We start from the raw sequence: 16,019 nt of genomic DNA, 5'->3' as shown, positions 1-16,019 counted from the left end.
ACCAAGGATGCGTTCAGCATGATGAACGCTGAATGCATCCTTGGTCGCTGGTGACCCGAGAAGCTAAAGGTCTGAACCGGACACGTCAAGAGAGCAGGCGGTCCCGGCAGGCTCAGCAGGCGCCCTCGTCCTGCCACGGCCCCCATTCCGAGGCGCCGGGCGCCTCGTTCTGGGTCCACCACTTGGCCTTCCAGTTGTGCTTGTTGTGGGAGACCTCGCTCCCGGCCGTGTACACCGCCGACGCGACCCAGGCCGTCTTGCAGGAGCCGGGCGTCGGCGTGGGGGTGGGGGTGGGAGTGCCGGTCGGCGGGGTGACGCCGGCGAACTTCACCGAGTACTTGGCGAAGTCCCAGGAGTTCTGCGCCACGCTGGAGCAGGTGCCGGACGTACGGCCCCCGTTGTCGGCCGGGGTGCACTGCCGGTCCCGGTTCAGGGACCAGAACGTGAATCGGTCCATGTGGTGGGTGGTCGCGTAGTCGAGCACGCTCTGGAAGTCCGCCTGGGAGAAGTACTCGCCCGTGTCGCTGCGGCCGTTCATGCCGGAGAAGCCCTCGTGGGCGTACGCGGTCGCCTGGTCCCAGCCGAAGGTCGACTGCAGGATCGAGTTGAAGTGGGTCAGCGCGCTGGTCTGGCTCGCGGCCCCGTTGAAACCGCCGTCGAACGGCATGATGGAGAAGTTGTTCGGGGTGAACCCCTGCGACTTGGCCTCCAGCAGCATCTGCTTGCCGAACCAGCCGGTGCCGTCCGCCGTGCCGGCCGTAGTCACGGACACGTACAGCCCCGGGTTGTTCTGCTGGAGGATCTTCGCGGCGCCGATCTCGTTCCTGATGGCCGCGCTGTTCTCGTACTCCGGCTCCTCCAGGTCGAAGTCGATGGCGTGCAGCCCGTACTTGGTGATGACCTGCTGGTAGGCCGCCGCCGTCGAGGCCGGGTCCGCGCAGGCCTGGCCGAGCTTGGTGCCGCCGTAGCCGCCGATGGAGACCGAGACGTCACCGCCCTTGGCGCGGATGGTGTTGATCACCGACTGCACGGCCGTGTCCGAGGGGATGGGCGCCGTCCCGCCCCAGGTCGGCGTGCAGCCGCCGTCGTCGGGGGCGAGGACGAAGGCCAGCTGGAAGGCCTTGAGGCCGGTGGCGTCCATGATGGCGGCCGCGTCCGGCGGGTCGTTGTCCAGTGGCATCAGATACGGGGCCGCGGCGTACCAGCGGTCGCTGAGCGCGCTGGTCGCGCCCGAGGCGTTGCTCGCGACCAGCGCCGTCGTGCCCGCGGCGGCGACCGTGACGACCGCCGCCGCGCCCAGACATGCCCGAAGACGTCTCACTGCGTACCTCCAGAGGGTGAGGGGGGAGAAGGCCCCGGAGCGGGGAGCCCCACCCTCTGGGAGGTGTCGCGATCACGTCAATGAGTTGGACTAGACCAACGCGCTCTTTGGACTAGACCATACGATCTCTTTACCTTCCGTCGACCAGTCGCAGGGCGAAGCCCCGGTCCAGTGACCGGCTCGGTGTCGTGATCGTCGTGACGTGGGTGCCGGGGTCGTACGACCAGGCGGAGCGCGGGAGCCCGTGCCCGTCGAGGAGAACGCGCGCGGGCGCGGAGTCGCCGTGCACCGTGAACCGGTACGTCCGGGCGTCCACCTTGCCCGCGTAGTCGCCCTCGCTCGCGCCCACCGTCACGGTCGTCCCCCGGGCGTCGGTGCGCATCGAGACCCGCTGGGTGGCGGCGGAACCCCTGGCGAAGTCACGCGTCACGCCGTCGTCCTCGTACAGCGTGTAGCTGCTCGTGCCGTGGGCGGCCGGATACAGGTCCCAGTCCAGCTCGTGCCGGTCGCGGGTCTGCCAACTCGTCGTCCCCTTGGGCCACATGGGCACGACCGCACCCTCGCGCACGAACAGCGGGAGCGTGTCGAGCGGTGCGTGGTAGCCGTTCAGCGTGGTCGGCCCCCGGTAGGTGCGCCCGGTCCAGTAGTCGGTCCAGGTGCCCTTCGGCAGGTAGATGCCGTCGCGGGTGTCGGAGTCCTGGTAGACCGGGGCGACGAGGAAGTCGCGGCCCGACAGGAACTCGTACTCGGCCTGATCGCCAAGGGTGTTCGGGTCGTCCGGGTACTCCAGCCAGAGCGGACGCACCGCGCCCACGCCCGACTTCGCCGCCTCGGCCGACAGGGTGTACATGTACGGCAGCAACCGCTCCTTGAGCTGGAGGTACTTGCGGTTGACGGAGGTGTACGGCTCCCCGTCGAGCCAGGGCTGCTGGTCGGCCGGCTTGCCGGTGGTGATGTCCGAGGCCCAGCCGTCCATGGTCATGATGGCCGGCAGGAACGCCTTCCACTGCAGGTCGCGGGCGTACATCTTGGCGTCGTGGCGATAGATGCTGCCCACGTCACCGGTGTTGTAGGCGATGCCGGACATGGTCGCCCCGGCGTAGGTCGGGATCTGCCAGCGGATGTAGTCCCAGGACAGCTTCTGGTCACCGCTCCACAGCACCCCGCACCGCTGCGCGCCCGCCCAGGACACCGGCAGCCAGACGAAACCGCGCGCGTCGCTGTTGTCCTCGATGCCCTTCTTCGCCGCGTCGCAGGCGTCCAGCGCGAACTTGTAGCCGTTGCCGACCCAGGCCACGTCGAGCTTGGCCACCCGCTGGCCCGCCTTCACCTGGTCGGCGAGCTTGTCGATGCCGTCCTGGGTCCACAGGCCGAGCTGGGCGTTGTGGTCCTGGAGGCCCTTGGCGGTCTGCTCCAGGTTCTCGTACCCGCAGCCGTAGCCGTCGTTGACCAGCATCCAGCCGAGCGGCATCTGGTGCTCGGTGTACCCGTCGGCTACCTTCAGCGCGTCCAGGGTGTGCCGCTCGCCCCGGTTGACGTTGTGCAGGTAGCAGTCGGAGTCGCCGGGTTCGAGGCCGTAGACCGGCGGCATGAAGGGCTTGCCGACCAACGCCGTGTACTTGCCGATGACTTGCTTCGCGTCACCGAGGAAGTAGTAGGCGTCAAGCCGCCGTTCCTGCTGCCCGGTGGTGACCGGCCGGCCGAAGGTGTACACGCCCGGCGCGAAGGTGTTGCGGAAGACGCCGTAGCCCGCGCTGGAGAGGTAGAACGGCTGGGAGTTGTTGTAGCCGCCCTCGTTCCAGTCGAAGCTGTTCGCCACGTACATCGTCCGCCCGCGGTGCGAGAAGCTGCCGTTCTGCTCGCCGCCGCCGAAGAACTGCTCGTCCGTGCCTCGCGTCAGGCTCTGCCGCATGCCGCCGGTCGACCAGCGCAGCGGCTTGTCCTCCTGCCAGATCCGGGTGCGGTTGTCGGGCTTGTACAGGCCGAAGCGCAGCGGCTTTTTGTACACGCGCAGGACGGCCTCGGGGGAGCGGATGCCGTAGTAGTCGCCCGCGTCGAAGGAGGAGGTGTGCCGCTGGAGCGCGGGTCGCTCGCGCACGATCGCCGTACCCGCCGGATCGCTCAGCGAGCCGGACGGGTCGGCCTGGAGCCGTAGCCGACCGCCCTGCAGGAAGTCGGCGCGGGCCGTGAGTTGCCCGGCCCCGATGGTGTAGCTGCCGTCGCCGCCCGAGAAGGACGTGAGGTCACCGGCGTCCGTGGTCGCGGGCAGGTACGCGGTGCCGGTGAAGGAGTTGTCGTGCACGTCGTACGGCACGACGAGCACGTGGTAAGTGCCCGAGGCCCGCGGGATCACCGTGGCCTCGGGGTCGGCGGTGCCCGCGCTGGACGCCACCTGCTTGCCGTGGTCGTCGTAGACGTACAGGTCGAAGTCGTCCGAGGGGTGCTCCCACTTGATCGACAGCGGGATGCCGCCCTCGGGGTTGTCGTCCCAGTAGCCCTCCGGCACCGAGACGGTCAGGTCGAAGCGGTCGCAGACCTTGTTGTCGGGGTCGGCGGCGGCATCGGGGCAGCTCTCGGTGCCGCCGCCGGTGCCTTTGGCGTAGACCGGGCTCTGCCAGCCGACGCTGCTGTGAGCGGGGTCCAGCACGGCGCCGGTGGCGGTGGCGGCGGCCTCGGCGGGCACCGGGCCCGCCAGCACGGTCCCGGCCAGGGCGGTCGCCAGCCCCAGCGGAACCCAGGCCGGCCACGGCACACGATGTCGGAGTCTTCGCACGGCGGAACAGCTCCCCTCGCACCCTTGCGGATTGACTGTCCTTGCTGAGAATGCTCGGAGACGCTTGAAATGAGCGTTAATCGAGCAACTTCAAGCACGAAGCCTCGGGGTTGGCACAGGTTCATGTCAATACCGCGTACGGTCCGTCACCGCCCCGCGGCTTGCGGGACGAGGGGTGTCAGACGATGCCGCCATTGGCGCGGACCACCTGGCCGTTGACCCAGTGGCCGGCCGGGGAGGCGAGGAAGGCCACCACCTCGGCGATGTCGGCGGGTGTGCCGAGGCGCTCCAGCGGCGGCTGGGCGGCCAGCGCGGCGATGGTCTCCTCGTCCTTGCCCTCGAGGAACAGATCGGTGGCCGTGGGCCCCGGGGCGACGGCGTTCACGGTGACGTCCCGGCCGCGCAGCTCGCGCGCCAGCACCAGGGTCAGGGCCTCCACCGCGCCCTTGCTGGCGCTGTAGGCCCCGTAGGACGGGAAGGACAGACCGACCACGGAGGTGGAGAAGGCGACGAACGCACCGCCCCGGCGCAGCGTCCGCGCCGCCTGCCGGGCGATCACGAACGTGCCCCGGATGTTCGTGCGGTGCATGGCGTCCAGCTCCGCCAGGTCCAGCTCGGCGACCGGCGCGAGGTACATCCGGCCGGCCGCGTGCACGACGACGTCGACTCCGCCGAACTCGTCGGCGGCGGTCTCGAACAGTGCGGCGACCTGCTGCTCGTCGGCGACGTCGGCCCGGACGGCGACCGCGCGGCCGCCGGCGGCGGTGGCCTCCTCGACGGCGGCCTCGGCCAGTTCGCGGTTGCCCGCGTAGCCGACGACCACGGCGTAGCCGTCGGCGGCCAGCCGGCGCACCGTCTCGCGGCCGATCCCGCGGGAGCCGCCGGTGACGACGGCGACGCGGGGCGCGGGGGTGGTGCCGGGGTGGGACATGGTGACTCCTGACTGACAGGGGCGGGCCGCCCGTTCGTGACCCCAGCCTGGAGCGCGGTCCGTGGGCCGGCCACGGCTCGGCTCACCCTGGGGTCGGCAACCCCTGGATACGCGGCGCCACAGCTGTGACCATGGGCAGGTGAACCACTCCGAACTCGCCGCGTTCCTGAAGTCCCGGCGCGACAGGGTTCGCCCGGCCGACGTCGGTCTGCCGGCCGGGCCCCGCCGCCGGGTGCCGGGTCTGCGGCGCGAGGAGGTCGCCCAGCTGGCCGGGCTCTCCGCCGACTACTACACGGAGCTGGAACGCGCGCGCGGCGCCCAGCCGTCCGCGCAGGTGGTCGCCGCTCTCGCCCGCGCGCTCCGGCTGAGCGGCGACGAACGCGACCACCTCTTCCACCTCGCCGACCGCCCGCTCCCGGCCGCCGCCCACGGCGTCACCGCACACGCCCAGCCCGCCCTGCTCGGCCTGCTGGACCGGCTCACCACCACCCCGGCCCAGGTCATCACCGACCTGCACGAGCCCCTCGCGCAGAACCCCCTCGCCGTGGCCCTCCTCGGACCGGCACCGGTCGGACGCGGACTCGAAGCGAGCTTCGTGTACCGCTGGTTCACCGAGCCCGGCGCCCGCGCGGTCTACCCGGCGGAGGACCATCCGCACCACTCCAGGGTGTTCACCGCCGACCTCCGGGCGGTCGCGGCCCGCCGGGCCGGGGACCCCGACGTCGTCCGGCTGGTGGCCGCGCTGCGCCGCCGCAGCGAGGAGTTCGCCGCGCTCTGGGAAGAGCGGGAGGTGGCCCTGCGCCGCACCGACCACAAGCGGATCGTCCATCCCGCGCTCGGCATCATCGAACTGGACTGCCACAACCTGTTCAGCGAGGACGGCCGGCAGCGCCTGCTGTGGTTCAGCGCCCCGCCCGGCACCGAGGGCGCTGCCCGACTGGAACTGCTCTCCGTGATCGGCACCCAGGACCTGACGGCCACGGCGGACCGGCCGGGACGGCAGCACGGCTGACAGCGGCCGGGGGCGGCCTGGCTCGGCTCCGGCGAAAACGCACCCTGCATCCTGAGTCGTCACCGATGTCCGCATACCCGTGGCGAACCTTCCGTCGCCTGAGGCACCCTTGACAGCGTGCGTGCTGTTTCGCGAGGTTTGATCCCTGTCCCACGGTTCGGCATCCCGGCGGCCGATCGCGGAACGGCACGCGCGGCGGGGATCGGCGGACACAGGAACCAATGGCAGGACGCGCCCGGCGCGTCATGGGGGGAGCGATCGCCCATGCGATCCATGAGCCTTATCAGCATCCACAGACCCGGCGAACTGACGTCCGAGCTGCGCGGCGCCTGGCACCGGGCGATGGACGAGTCGCCCGAGTACGCCAATCCCTTCCTGGCGCCGGAGTTCGCGATCGGGGTCGGCCGGTTCCGGCGCGGGGTCCGCGTGGCCGTGCTGCGCGAGGGCGGGGAGCCGGTCGGCTTCTTCCCCTACGAGCGGGGGCCGTTCGGCACCGGGCGGGCCATCGGGCTCGGACTGTCCGACTGCCAGGCCCTCGTGCACCGGCCGGGCGTCACCTGGCGCCCGGAGGAGCTGCTGCGGGCCTGCGGGCTCAGCATCTTCGAGTTCGACCATCTCGTTCAGGAACAGGAACCGTTCTCCCCCCATGTCACCGGCACCTTCGCCTCACCGGTGATCGATGTGAAACCGGGTGACGGCAGCTACCCGGAGTGGCTGCGCGGCGCGTATCCGGGGCTGGCGAAGACGACCCTGAAGAAGGAACGCCGGCTCGGCCGGGACGTCGGCGACGTGCGGTTCGTGTTCGACGAACGGGACCCGGAGATGCTGCGCACCCTCATGCGGTGGAAGTCCGCGCAGTACCGCAGGACCGGCCGCATGGACCGGTTCTCCCGGCCCTGGATCGTCGGCCTGGTCGACCATCTGTTCCATGTCCGCGAGGAGCACTTCACCGGGGTGCTGTCCGTGCTGTACGCGGGCGACCGGCCGGTGGCGGCGCACTTCGGCCCCCGGTCGAGCACCGTACTGGCGGCCTGGTTCACCGCGTACGACCCCGAACTGCACTACTACTCGCCCGGGTTGATGATGCACCTGAGGACCGCCGAGGCGGCCGCCCGGCACGGCGTGACCCTCGTCGACCTCGGGCGCGGCGACAAGGAGTACAAGGACTGGCTGAAGACCCGCGAACTGCGGGTCGGGGAAGGCTTCGCCGACCGCCCGCATCCGGTCGCGCTGGCACAGCGCCTGTGGCGCAGACCGGTACGCGGCCTGCGGAACACGGTGCTGGCCCACCCGCGGCTGCGCGAACCCGCCGACCGGCTGCTGAGGACCGTCGGTTCGGCGCGCACCCGCGCTCAGGAGGCCGCCCGCACGCGTCGTGACTGACCGGGACGGACGCCCTGGGTGCCGGCGGCACACGCCTCAGCCGCCGCGCACCGCCCGTCCGGCCTCCGTGCGCAGCGCCACGAAGCCCGGCAGGCTCCGCGTGGTGATCCGGCCGGGTGGCCCCTCCCTGGCGAACAGCCCCCGATCCCGGGCGAGACAGAGGGCGGCCGGGTCGGTGAGCGGCGGCGCGGCCACGGCCAGCCGCTGCCGCCCGCCGTCGCCGGGCGACTACCACCGCTGTCGCAGCCGACGAGGACCATGGCCGCCGCCGTGGCGACGAGAGGGGGCGAGCCGTTTCGTTCCCGATCGTGATCGACGTGAGGCCGTACGGGCATGCCCAGCCGGGGGTTACGCGGACGGAGTCGCGATGCGCAGGGTCGTCGAGAGGGGCGGTGTCGCGGGGTCGGCGGTCCCGGTGGCGTCCGTCCACCAGTCGGCGCCGTCCTCGATGTACCGGAGCAGGACGCCCTCGCGGATCGCCCACGGGCACACCACGGCCCGGCGCAGGCCCATGAGTTTGAGCGCGGTGTGGCCGACGACGGCACCGGCCAGGCTCTGGGCCGACCGGGGTGCGGAGATACCGGGGAGCTGACCGCGCTCGGCGGCGGGCAGCGCGGCGAGGGTGCGCACCGCCTCGCGCAGTTCGCGGCAGTTCAACTCGCGCTGCACGAAGGGGCCGTACCGTCCGGGCGCGGCCCCGCACAGCCGGGCCAGCTGCTGGAACGTACGGGAGGAGACGGCGGCGGTGCGCGGCCGCTCCCAGCGGATCCGCGAGGCCACGTCCCGCAGTTCATGGCGGATCCGGCGGCGCAGCTCCTTCAGCTCGCCCGGTCCGGGCGGGTCCGTCAGACCCAGGTACTCGCGCGTCAGCCGGCTCGCGCCCAGCGGCAGGGAGGCGGCGAAGTCGGGCAGCCGCCCCCTGCCGAAGGCCACCTCCAGGGAACCGCCGCCGATGTCGAGCAGCGCCAGGGGGCCCGCGTTCCAGCCCAGCCAGCGGCGCGCGGCCAGGAAGGTCAGCTCGGCCTCGGTCTCACCCGGCAGGGTGCACAGGCGGATCCCGGTTTGGGACGCCACCCGCTGCAGCACGTCGTGCCGGTTGGGGGCGCCGCGGACCACCGTCGTCGCGAAGGCCAGCGGACCCGCCGCATGCCATCTCCGGGCCGTGGCACCCGCCGCGGCCACCGCCTTGACCAGCCGCTCCACCGCCTCGTCGGCGATGGTGCCGTCCGGACCCACCTGTTCGGACAGGCGCAGCTTCCACTTGACGGTGTGCACCGGCAGCGGAATGCCACCCTCCACGTCCGCGATCATCAACCGCACCGTGTTCGACCCCGCGTCCACCACACTCACCCGCATGGCCGGGACGTACCCACTTCACGGGTGACCACCCGTCACACGGGGGGCGTGCCGATGCACAGGGTCCCCGCCGCGTGCCTCAGGACCGGCTCGCGCGGCGGCCCGACGCGGACCGGTGGCACGAGGCGCACGGGCCGCGGCCCCAGGGCCGGGCACCCGGCCGGACACCCCCTGCTCCCGCGTTGTCCGGATCTCTGCCCCCCGAGCCGCCGTACGGCCCGCGCTGCCCTTAGATGGTCTTGACGACCACTTGGACGGTCTTGACGACCACTGTCGGCACGGGGAGCGGCACGTGACCGGAACGGACGCGGCGAAGGCACTGGTGATCGGCGGCGGCATCGCGGGGACCGCGACCGCGCTGGGCCTGCACAAGGCCGGACACGACGTCACCGTGTTCGAGGCGCACCCCGACACGGCCGAGGACATCGGCGCGTTCCTGACCCTGGCGAGCAACGGCATGCGCGCACTGGCGCAACTCGACGCCACGGACGCCGTCACGGCCATCGGTTTTCCGCTGACTTCCCTGCGGCTGCTCGACAGCCGGGGCACCGAGGTGGCGCACGCACCGCTCGGAGAGGCCGCCGACCCTGCCCTGCGCTACCGTTGCCTGCGCCGCGGCGAACTCAACGCGGCCCTTCAGGGCGAGGCGGCCCGGCGCGGGATCCCCCTGCGCCACGGCAGGGCACTTCAGTCCCTGACGGACGGCCCCGACGGCATCACCGCCCGCTTCGCCGACGGCACCAGCGCCACCGGCGACCTGCTCATCGGCGCCGACGGCCTGAACTCGACCGTCCGCCGGCTCATCACGCCCGGCGTGCGGCCCACGTACGCGGGCCAGCGCGTCTTCTACGGTTACACCCGCACCGCACCACCAGCCGGTCCGGCCGGCACCATCACCATGGTGCGGGGCAGCGAGGCGGCCTTCGGCTACGCGGTGTCGCCCACGGGGGAGACGTACTGGTTCGCCCGCGTCGGCGGGGACCCGCTGCCCGCGAGCGCCCCCGCGGGAGTGTCCGCCGAGCTGCGCGAGCAGCTGCTGCCGCTGCTGCGCACGGACCCCACACCCGCCGCCGGCCTCGTCGCGGCCTCCACCGACGCGATCATGGTCACCGACGCCACCGAACTGCCCCTCGGCGCCGCGTGGCGGTCCGGGCGCATCCTGCTCGTCGGCGACGCCGCCCACGCGGCCTCCCCGGCCACCGGCCAGGGAGCCTCGATGGCCCTGGAGGACGCCGTCGTCCTCGCCAAGGCACTGCGCGACCTGCCCGGCCCCGAGAGCGCGTTCGCCGCGTACGAGATGCACCGCCGGCCTCGGGCGGAGCGCAACATCACCGTCAGCGGCGGCCTCTCGCGCGGCAGCCACACCCCGTCCCGCCCGGCACCCGGCCCGGCCCGTCCGGCGGAGCCGGACGAGGCACTCGTCCGCCAACTGGACTGGGAGACACCGCTGTCCGCCGACCCGCCCGAGCCGCACTGAGCGGCACGCCCTCGCCCGGACGCACGCTCCCGCAGGGCGCGCCCGCACACCTGCCCGCGCCGGCTCCGGCGTACGCCGCCTCGCGAAAGTGCAAGAGGCGGAGCACTGGAGTCCATTGCCGGGGAAACCGCCGGAGCCGGATCGTTCCGTGCAACCGGCCCTTCGGCAACAAGGAGCATCCGTGCGACTCTTGAGCAGAGCAGGCGGCGCCACGGCCGCGACCGCCGCCCTGGTCCTGGGCGGTGGCACAGCGTCCCCGGCGTCGGCCGCGGTCCCCGCCGACACCACGTACACCGTGACCGTGGGGGCCCCGGTACCGTTCACCCACCCCACGGACACCCCCGCCACCCCGTACATCGACAAGGACGGCACGTTCCACTACCAGCAGTCCGCCGCGCTCTACGGAGCCAAGGACCCGCGCGTCTGGGACTTCTACACCGGCAAGGACTTCGACACCGCCACCTACGACAAGACGCTCAGCAAGGCGGTGAACCCGGCCAACTCCGCCGACCGCAACGACGACACCACCTGGCGCTGCAACAACAGCCCCACCGGCAGGGAGGCGACGTACGCCCCCAGCGGATCCGGCTACGCACAGAAGAACTACTGCGACCTGTCCGGGATGTGGGTCGACCCCGACACCGGCGACTGGTACGGCCTGGTGCACAACGAGTTCACCCCGCAGCCCTTCGGCGACGGACTGCACTACGACGCCATCGACTACGCCGTCTCCACCGACCAGGGGCGCACCTGGGCCGTCAAGGACCATGTGATCACGTCCCCGTACAGCACCGAACGCGGTGACACGACGGCCTTCCCGAACCAGACGTACTCCTACGGCGACGGCGACCAGCGCCTGTTCGTCGACACCGCCTCCGGATACTTCTACGTCTATTACGGCTCGCGGATCGTCGACAAGAGCGGCGGCTGGAAGGCGTTCTACGAGCACGTGGCCCGCGCCCCGATCTCCGCGAAGATGGCGCCCGGCTCCTGGCGCAAGTGGTACGACGGCGCCTGGTCCCAGCCCGGCACCGCGGGCCGGGAGAGCAACATCGTCCCGGTGGACGCAGGCCACCCCACCGGCTACACCCCCGCCGCCGCCGAGTACGACCCGGCCGGTACCGGCACCGCCGCCGAGCAGATCGCGGCCGGGAAGATGCCCCCGACCTCGCCGCTGTTCGTCATGAACATCGCCTACGACGCCCACCTCGGCCGGTACATCGGCGCGCCCCAGGCCGTCGACCAGAGCGGCGACTCACCCCAGTACCTGTACGCCACCGACGACCTCACCACCCAGAAGTGGCACCTCATCGGGGACACCGGCGACTACACGAACGCATCCTGGTACCGCTGGTTCCTGGACAGCGCCAACCGCACCAGCTCCATGATCGTCGGCAGGACCTTCCGCTCCTACTGCTCCTTCGGCTGTTCCCACGACGCCTCGGGCGAGTACGTCGACATCACCATCGGTTCCTCCACACCCGCGGCCCCACCCGTGGACACCGGCCGCAGCTACCGCATCGCCAGTGGCGCGGGCCGGTACCTCGCCCAGGCCTCCGGCGGCTCCGCCACCACCTCGGTCGCCGGGCCCGCCGGGTCCGCATGCCAGTCATGGACCTTCGCCGCGACCGGCGACGGCGCCTTCACCGTTGCCGACACCGCGAGCGGCCGCCTGCTGGGCGTCGACTCCACCGGTACTGCCGGCCGTGCCTGGGGCGCCAGGCCCACGGTCACCGCGGCACGGGCCGGCGGGCCCACCGTCGGACAGCAGTGGTTCGTGATCCCGTCCTCCTCCGGCGACGGCACCTACCGTCTCGTCAACCGCCACAGCGGCCTCGTGCTCGGCCTCTCCGGAACCTCCGGCCGGCTCGCCGAGACCACACCGCTGCGCAACTGGACGGACCGCAGCGGGAGTTCCGTCGGCGGCGGCCGCACCGCTGCCGAACAGACCCTGTCCCTCACCCCGGCCGGGGCGTAGCCCACGCCCCGGAAGCGCACGCGGCTCCCCGGCCGCAGCCACCCCCGCCCGCACAGGCATCCCGCCCGCACAGGCACTCCGGCCTGTGCGGGCTCGGGCGCGACCGCATGGATCATCCGTCCGGTTCCGCCTAAGCTGCGCCCATGTCGATCAGCAACGGGGAATCCGACGCCCGGCTGGCCGTGACCGCGGCCCGGGCCGGCGCGGACGTGGTGCGTGACCTGTACGGCAAGCGGCTGGAGCGCTACGAGAAGTCCGCCGGTGACTTCGCGACGGAGGCGGACCTCGCCGCCGAGCGTGCCATCCTCGACGTACTGCGCGAGGCCCGTCCCGAGGACGCGGTGACAGGAGAGGAGAGCGGGCGCACCGGCGCCGCCGGTGCCCGTCGCAGGTGGCTGGTCGACCCACTGTGCGGCACCCTCAACTACGCCGTGCGCACCATGCTCGTCGGCGTGAACGTCGCCCTGCGCGTCGGCGCGGAGGTCACGGCCGCGGCGACGGCCGACCCGTTCAGCGGCGAGGTCTTCTGGACCGACGGCTCGCGGGCCCGGGGCCGCTGGGACGGCGGCGACGAGGAGCTGACGCCCTCGCCCCGGTCGGCGCTGGTGGACGTCAACCTCGATCCGCCGTTCCCGAACGCGCCCGGCTTCCAGGCCGCGCGCCTGCTGGCCCACCCCGGCTTCGCCGCCCGGTTCCGGCCCCGGGTGGTCTCCAGCACCCTCGCCGTCGCCTGGGTCGCCGCCGGTCGCCGGGCCGCCTATGTGACCGACGGCGATCTGCGCGACAGCGTGCACTTCGCGGCCGGGATCGCGCTGTGCAGGGCGGCGGGCTGCACGGTGACCGGACTGTACGGCGAGCCCGTGCTCACCGGTGCGGGCGGACTGATCGCCGCGGCCGACGCGGAGACCCACGCCGCACTGCTGGAACTGGTCAAGGGCTAGGGAAATCACCCCGGTTCGCCGCGTCGCAGTTGAAGTATTTGGTTTCCGAAGGCTTGTGGCCCGCTTGGTTCACCACTTAAATCAAAACATGAACTAAGCCGTGGGGTCGGCCTGTCGACCCCCGTATCCGCATGGAGCCGCCGCATGAGACCGCACCGCATGAGACTGAGACCCCTGGGGGTCGCGCTGGCCGCCATGGCCGCGCTGATCGCCCTGCCCCTCACCCACACCCCGGCCGGCGCGGCCGAAACCCCCCTGTCCCAGGGGAAGACGGCCACCGCGTCCTCCGAGGAGAACAACGGCACGACCGCCGCCTACGCGGTCGACGGAAACACGGGAACCCGCTGGTCCTCCGCCGCCACCGACGACCAGTGGATCCAGGTCGATCTCGGGGCGACCGCATCCGTCACCCAGGTGGTCCTCAACTGGGAGGCCGCCTACGGCAAGGACTACAAGGTCCAGATCTCGAAGGACGGCACCGCCTGGAGCGACCTGAAGTCCGTCACCGGCGGTGACGGAGGCGTCGACACGCTCGACGTGTCCGGACAGGGCCGCTACGTACGCCTACTCGGCGTGCACCGCGCGACCTCATGGGGCTACTCCCTCTGGGAGTTCCAGGTGTTCGGCAGCACGAGCGGCACCCAGCCCACCTGCGGCACCGCCAACTCCGCCCAGGGCAGGCCCGCTTCGGCCTCCTCCACGGAGAACGCCGGCACCCCCGCCTCCGCCGCCTTCGACGGCAGCACCTCGACCCGCTGGTCCAGCCAGGCCGCCGACCCGCAGTGGCTGCAGGTCGACCTCGGCTCCGTCAAGGACCTGTGCAAGGTGGACCTGAACTGGGAGGCCGCCTACGGCAAGGACTTCCAGATCCAGGCCTCCTCCGACGGGCAGAGCTGGAGCACCCTGAAGAGTGTCACCGGCGCGACCGGCGGCACGGCCTCGTACGACGTCAGCGGCTCCGGCCGGTACGTCCGGATCCACGGCACCGCGCGCGGCACGGGCTACGGCTACTCCCTGTGGGAGGTCGCCGTGCACACCGGCTCCACCGGGGTCCCGCCCGTCCAGGGCGGCGGCGACCTCGGCCCGAACGTCATCGTCGTCGACCCCTCCACCCCGAACCTGCAGCAGAAGTTCGACGACGTCTTCGCCCAGCAGGAGTCGAGCCAGTTCGGCACCGGCCGCTACCAGTTCCTGCTCAAGCCGGGCACCTACAACGGCATCAACGCCCAGATCGGCTTCTACACCTCGATCTCCGGCCTCGGCCTGAACCCCGACGACACCCAGATCAACGGTGACGTCACCGTCGACGCGGGCTGGTTCAACGGCAACGCCACCCAGAACTTCTGGCGCTCGGCGGAGAACCTCGCCATCAAGCCGTCCAACGGCACCGACCGCTGGGCCGTCGCCCAGGCCGCCCCCTTCCGCCGCATCCACGTCCAGGGCGGCCTCAACCTCGCCCCGAACGGCTACGGCTGGGCCTCCGGCGGCTACATCGCGGACTCCAAGATCGACGGCACGGTCGGCCCGTACTCCCAGCAGCAGTGGTACACCCGCGACAGCTCGGTCGGCGGCTGGACCAACGGCGTGTGGAACATGACCTTCTCCGGTGTCCAGGGCGCACCGGCGACCGACTTCGACACCGGTCCCTACACCACGCTGGACACGACACCGGTCTCGCGCGAGAAGCCGTTCCTCTACCTGGACGGCTCCGCCTACAAGGTGTTCGTCCCGGCCAAGCGCACCGGCGCCCGGGGCGTGTCCTGGCCGGCGAACGCGGGCACGTCCCTGCCGCTCGACCAGTTCTACGTCGTGAAGCCGGGCGCGACCGCGGCCACCATCAACGCCGCTCTCGCCCAGGGCCTCAACCTCCTCTTCACACCCGGCGTCTACCACCTCGACCGGACCATCGACGTCACCCGCGCGAACACCGTCGTCCTCGGACTCGGCCTCGCCACCCTGATCCCGGACAACGGCGTCGACGCGATGCACGTCGCCGACGTCGACGGTGTGAAGCTCGCCGGGTTCCTCATCGACGCGGGCCCGGTCAACTCCGACACCCTGCTGCGCATCGGCACCCCCGGCGCCGGCGCCGACCACTCCGCCAACCCCACCACCATGCAGGACGTGTTCATCCGCATCGGCGGCGCCGGCCCCGGCCTCGCCACCAACTCCGTGGTGGTCGACAGCGACGACGTCGTCATCGACCACACCTGGATCTGGCGCGCCGACCACGGCAGCGGAGTCGGCTGGGACACCAACCGCGCCGACTACGGACTGCGCGTGAACGGCGACGACGTCCTCGCCACCGGCCTGTTCGTCGAACACTTCAACAAGTACGACGCCTACTGGAACGGAGAGCGCGGCCGGACGATCTTCTTCCAGAACGAGAAGGCGTACGACGCCCCGAACGCCGCCGCCGTCACCCACGACGGCATCACCGGCTACGCGGCCTACAAGGTCGCCGACTCCGTCACCACCCACGAGGCGTGGGGCCTGGGCAGCTACTGCAACTACACGGCCGATCCGTCGATCGTCCAGGCCCACGGTTTCCAGGTGCCCACGACCTCCGGCATCAGGATGCACGACCTGCAGGTCATCTCCCTCGGCGGCATGGGCCAGTACGCCCATGTCGTCAACAGCACCGGCGCACCCACCTCGGGCACCAGCACCGTCCCCTCCAAGGTGACGTCCTTCCCGTAGCCCGCGCCGGGGGGGGGGGGGGGGGGGGGGGGGGGGGGGGGGGGGGGGGGGAGGGGGGTGGGGGGGGGGGGGGGGGGGGGGGGGGGGGGGGGGGGGGGGGGGGGGGGGGGGGGGGGGGGGGGGGGGGGGGGGGGGGGGGGGGGGGGG

Annotated in this window: 11 protein-coding genes; 6 read left to right on the top strand and 5 right to left on the bottom strand. The window is 72.0% G+C overall.

From position 1 onward, the window contains the following. Positions 1–112 precede the first annotated feature (112 nt). From ACZ5CW_RS37985 to ACZ5CW_RS37975, 3 genes are all read right to left on the bottom strand, one after another. Positions 113–1,321 carry a chitinase gene (locus tag ACZ5CW_RS37985; RefSeq protein WP_468609798.1) on the bottom strand — a complete coding sequence of 403 codons (1,209 nt, stop codon included), beginning with the start codon at positions 1,319–1,321 and terminating at the stop codon, positions 113–115. A gap of 130 nt (positions 1,322–1,451) precedes the next feature. Beyond that, positions 1,452–3,623 carry a glycoside hydrolase family 31 protein gene (locus ACZ5CW_RS37980; protein WP_468609886.1) on the bottom strand — a complete coding sequence of 724 codons (2,172 nt, stop codon included), beginning with the start codon at positions 3,621–3,623 and terminating at the stop codon, positions 1,452–1,454. Between the two features lie 649 nt (positions 3,624–4,272). Then, a complete protein-coding gene (locus tag ACZ5CW_RS37975) occupies positions 4,273–5,025 on the bottom strand; it encodes an SDR family oxidoreductase (RefSeq protein WP_468609796.1) in 753 nt (250 codons plus the stop codon). A gap of 139 nt (positions 5,026–5,164) precedes the next feature. On the opposite strand from ACZ5CW_RS37975, the gene ACZ5CW_RS37970 reads away from it, so the two are divergent. Both ACZ5CW_RS37970 and ACZ5CW_RS37965 read left to right on the top strand, forming a co-directional pair. After that, positions 5,165–6,037, top strand: coding sequence for a helix-turn-helix transcriptional regulator (locus tag ACZ5CW_RS37970; RefSeq protein ID WP_468609794.1), 873 nt, complete (start codon positions 5,165–5,167; stop codon positions 6,035–6,037). 264 nt (positions 6,038–6,301) lie between these two features. Next, positions 6,302–7,420 carry a GNAT family N-acetyltransferase gene (locus ACZ5CW_RS37965; protein ID WP_468609792.1) on the top strand — a complete coding sequence of 373 codons (1,119 nt, stop codon included), beginning with the start codon at positions 6,302–6,304 and terminating at the stop codon, positions 7,418–7,420. A 36-nt stretch (positions 7,421–7,456) separates the two neighbouring features. Here ACZ5CW_RS37965 and ACZ5CW_RS37960 read toward each other — a convergent pair whose 3' ends face one another. Then, entirely contained in the window at positions 7,457–7,615 is a 159-nt protein-coding gene (locus ACZ5CW_RS37960) for a hypothetical protein (protein WP_468609790.1), read from the bottom strand. Between the two features lie 153 nt (positions 7,616–7,768). Continuing rightward, on the bottom strand, positions 7,769–8,776 hold the full coding sequence (locus tag ACZ5CW_RS37955) for a Ppx/GppA family phosphatase (RefSeq protein ID WP_468609788.1): 1,008 nt from the start codon (positions 8,774–8,776) through the stop codon (positions 7,769–7,771). Between the two features lie 292 nt (positions 8,777–9,068). Between ACZ5CW_RS37955 and ACZ5CW_RS37950 the strand changes: the two genes are divergently transcribed. The 4 genes from ACZ5CW_RS37950 (at position 9,069) to ACZ5CW_RS37935 (ending at position 15,872) form a co-directional block, all read left to right on the top strand. Continuing rightward, positions 9,069–10,253, top strand: a complete 1,185-nt coding sequence (locus tag ACZ5CW_RS37950; RefSeq protein WP_468609786.1) for an FAD-dependent oxidoreductase — start codon at positions 9,069–9,071, stop codon at positions 10,251–10,253. Between the two features lie 181 nt (positions 10,254–10,434). After that, a complete protein-coding gene (locus tag ACZ5CW_RS37945) occupies positions 10,435–12,231 on the top strand; it encodes an RICIN domain-containing protein (RefSeq protein ID WP_468609784.1) in 1,797 nt (598 codons plus the stop codon). Positions 12,232–12,374: 143 nt separating this feature from the next. Beyond that, positions 12,375–13,172 (top strand): inositol monophosphatase family protein, encoded by a 798-nt coding sequence (locus ACZ5CW_RS37940; protein ID WP_468609782.1) that lies wholly within the window; start codon positions 12,375–12,377, stop codon positions 13,170–13,172. A 159-nt stretch (positions 13,173–13,331) separates the two neighbouring features. Next, entirely contained in the window at positions 13,332–15,872 is a 2,541-nt protein-coding gene (locus ACZ5CW_RS37935) for a discoidin domain-containing protein (RefSeq protein ID WP_468609780.1), read from the top strand. Positions 15,873–16,019: the final 147 nt, after the last annotated feature.

The organism is Streptomyces sp. NPDC031379 (assembly GCF_055569615.1).
Note: the sequence above shows the minus strand (reverse complement) of the source record. Positions and strands in the feature narration are given on the sequence as shown.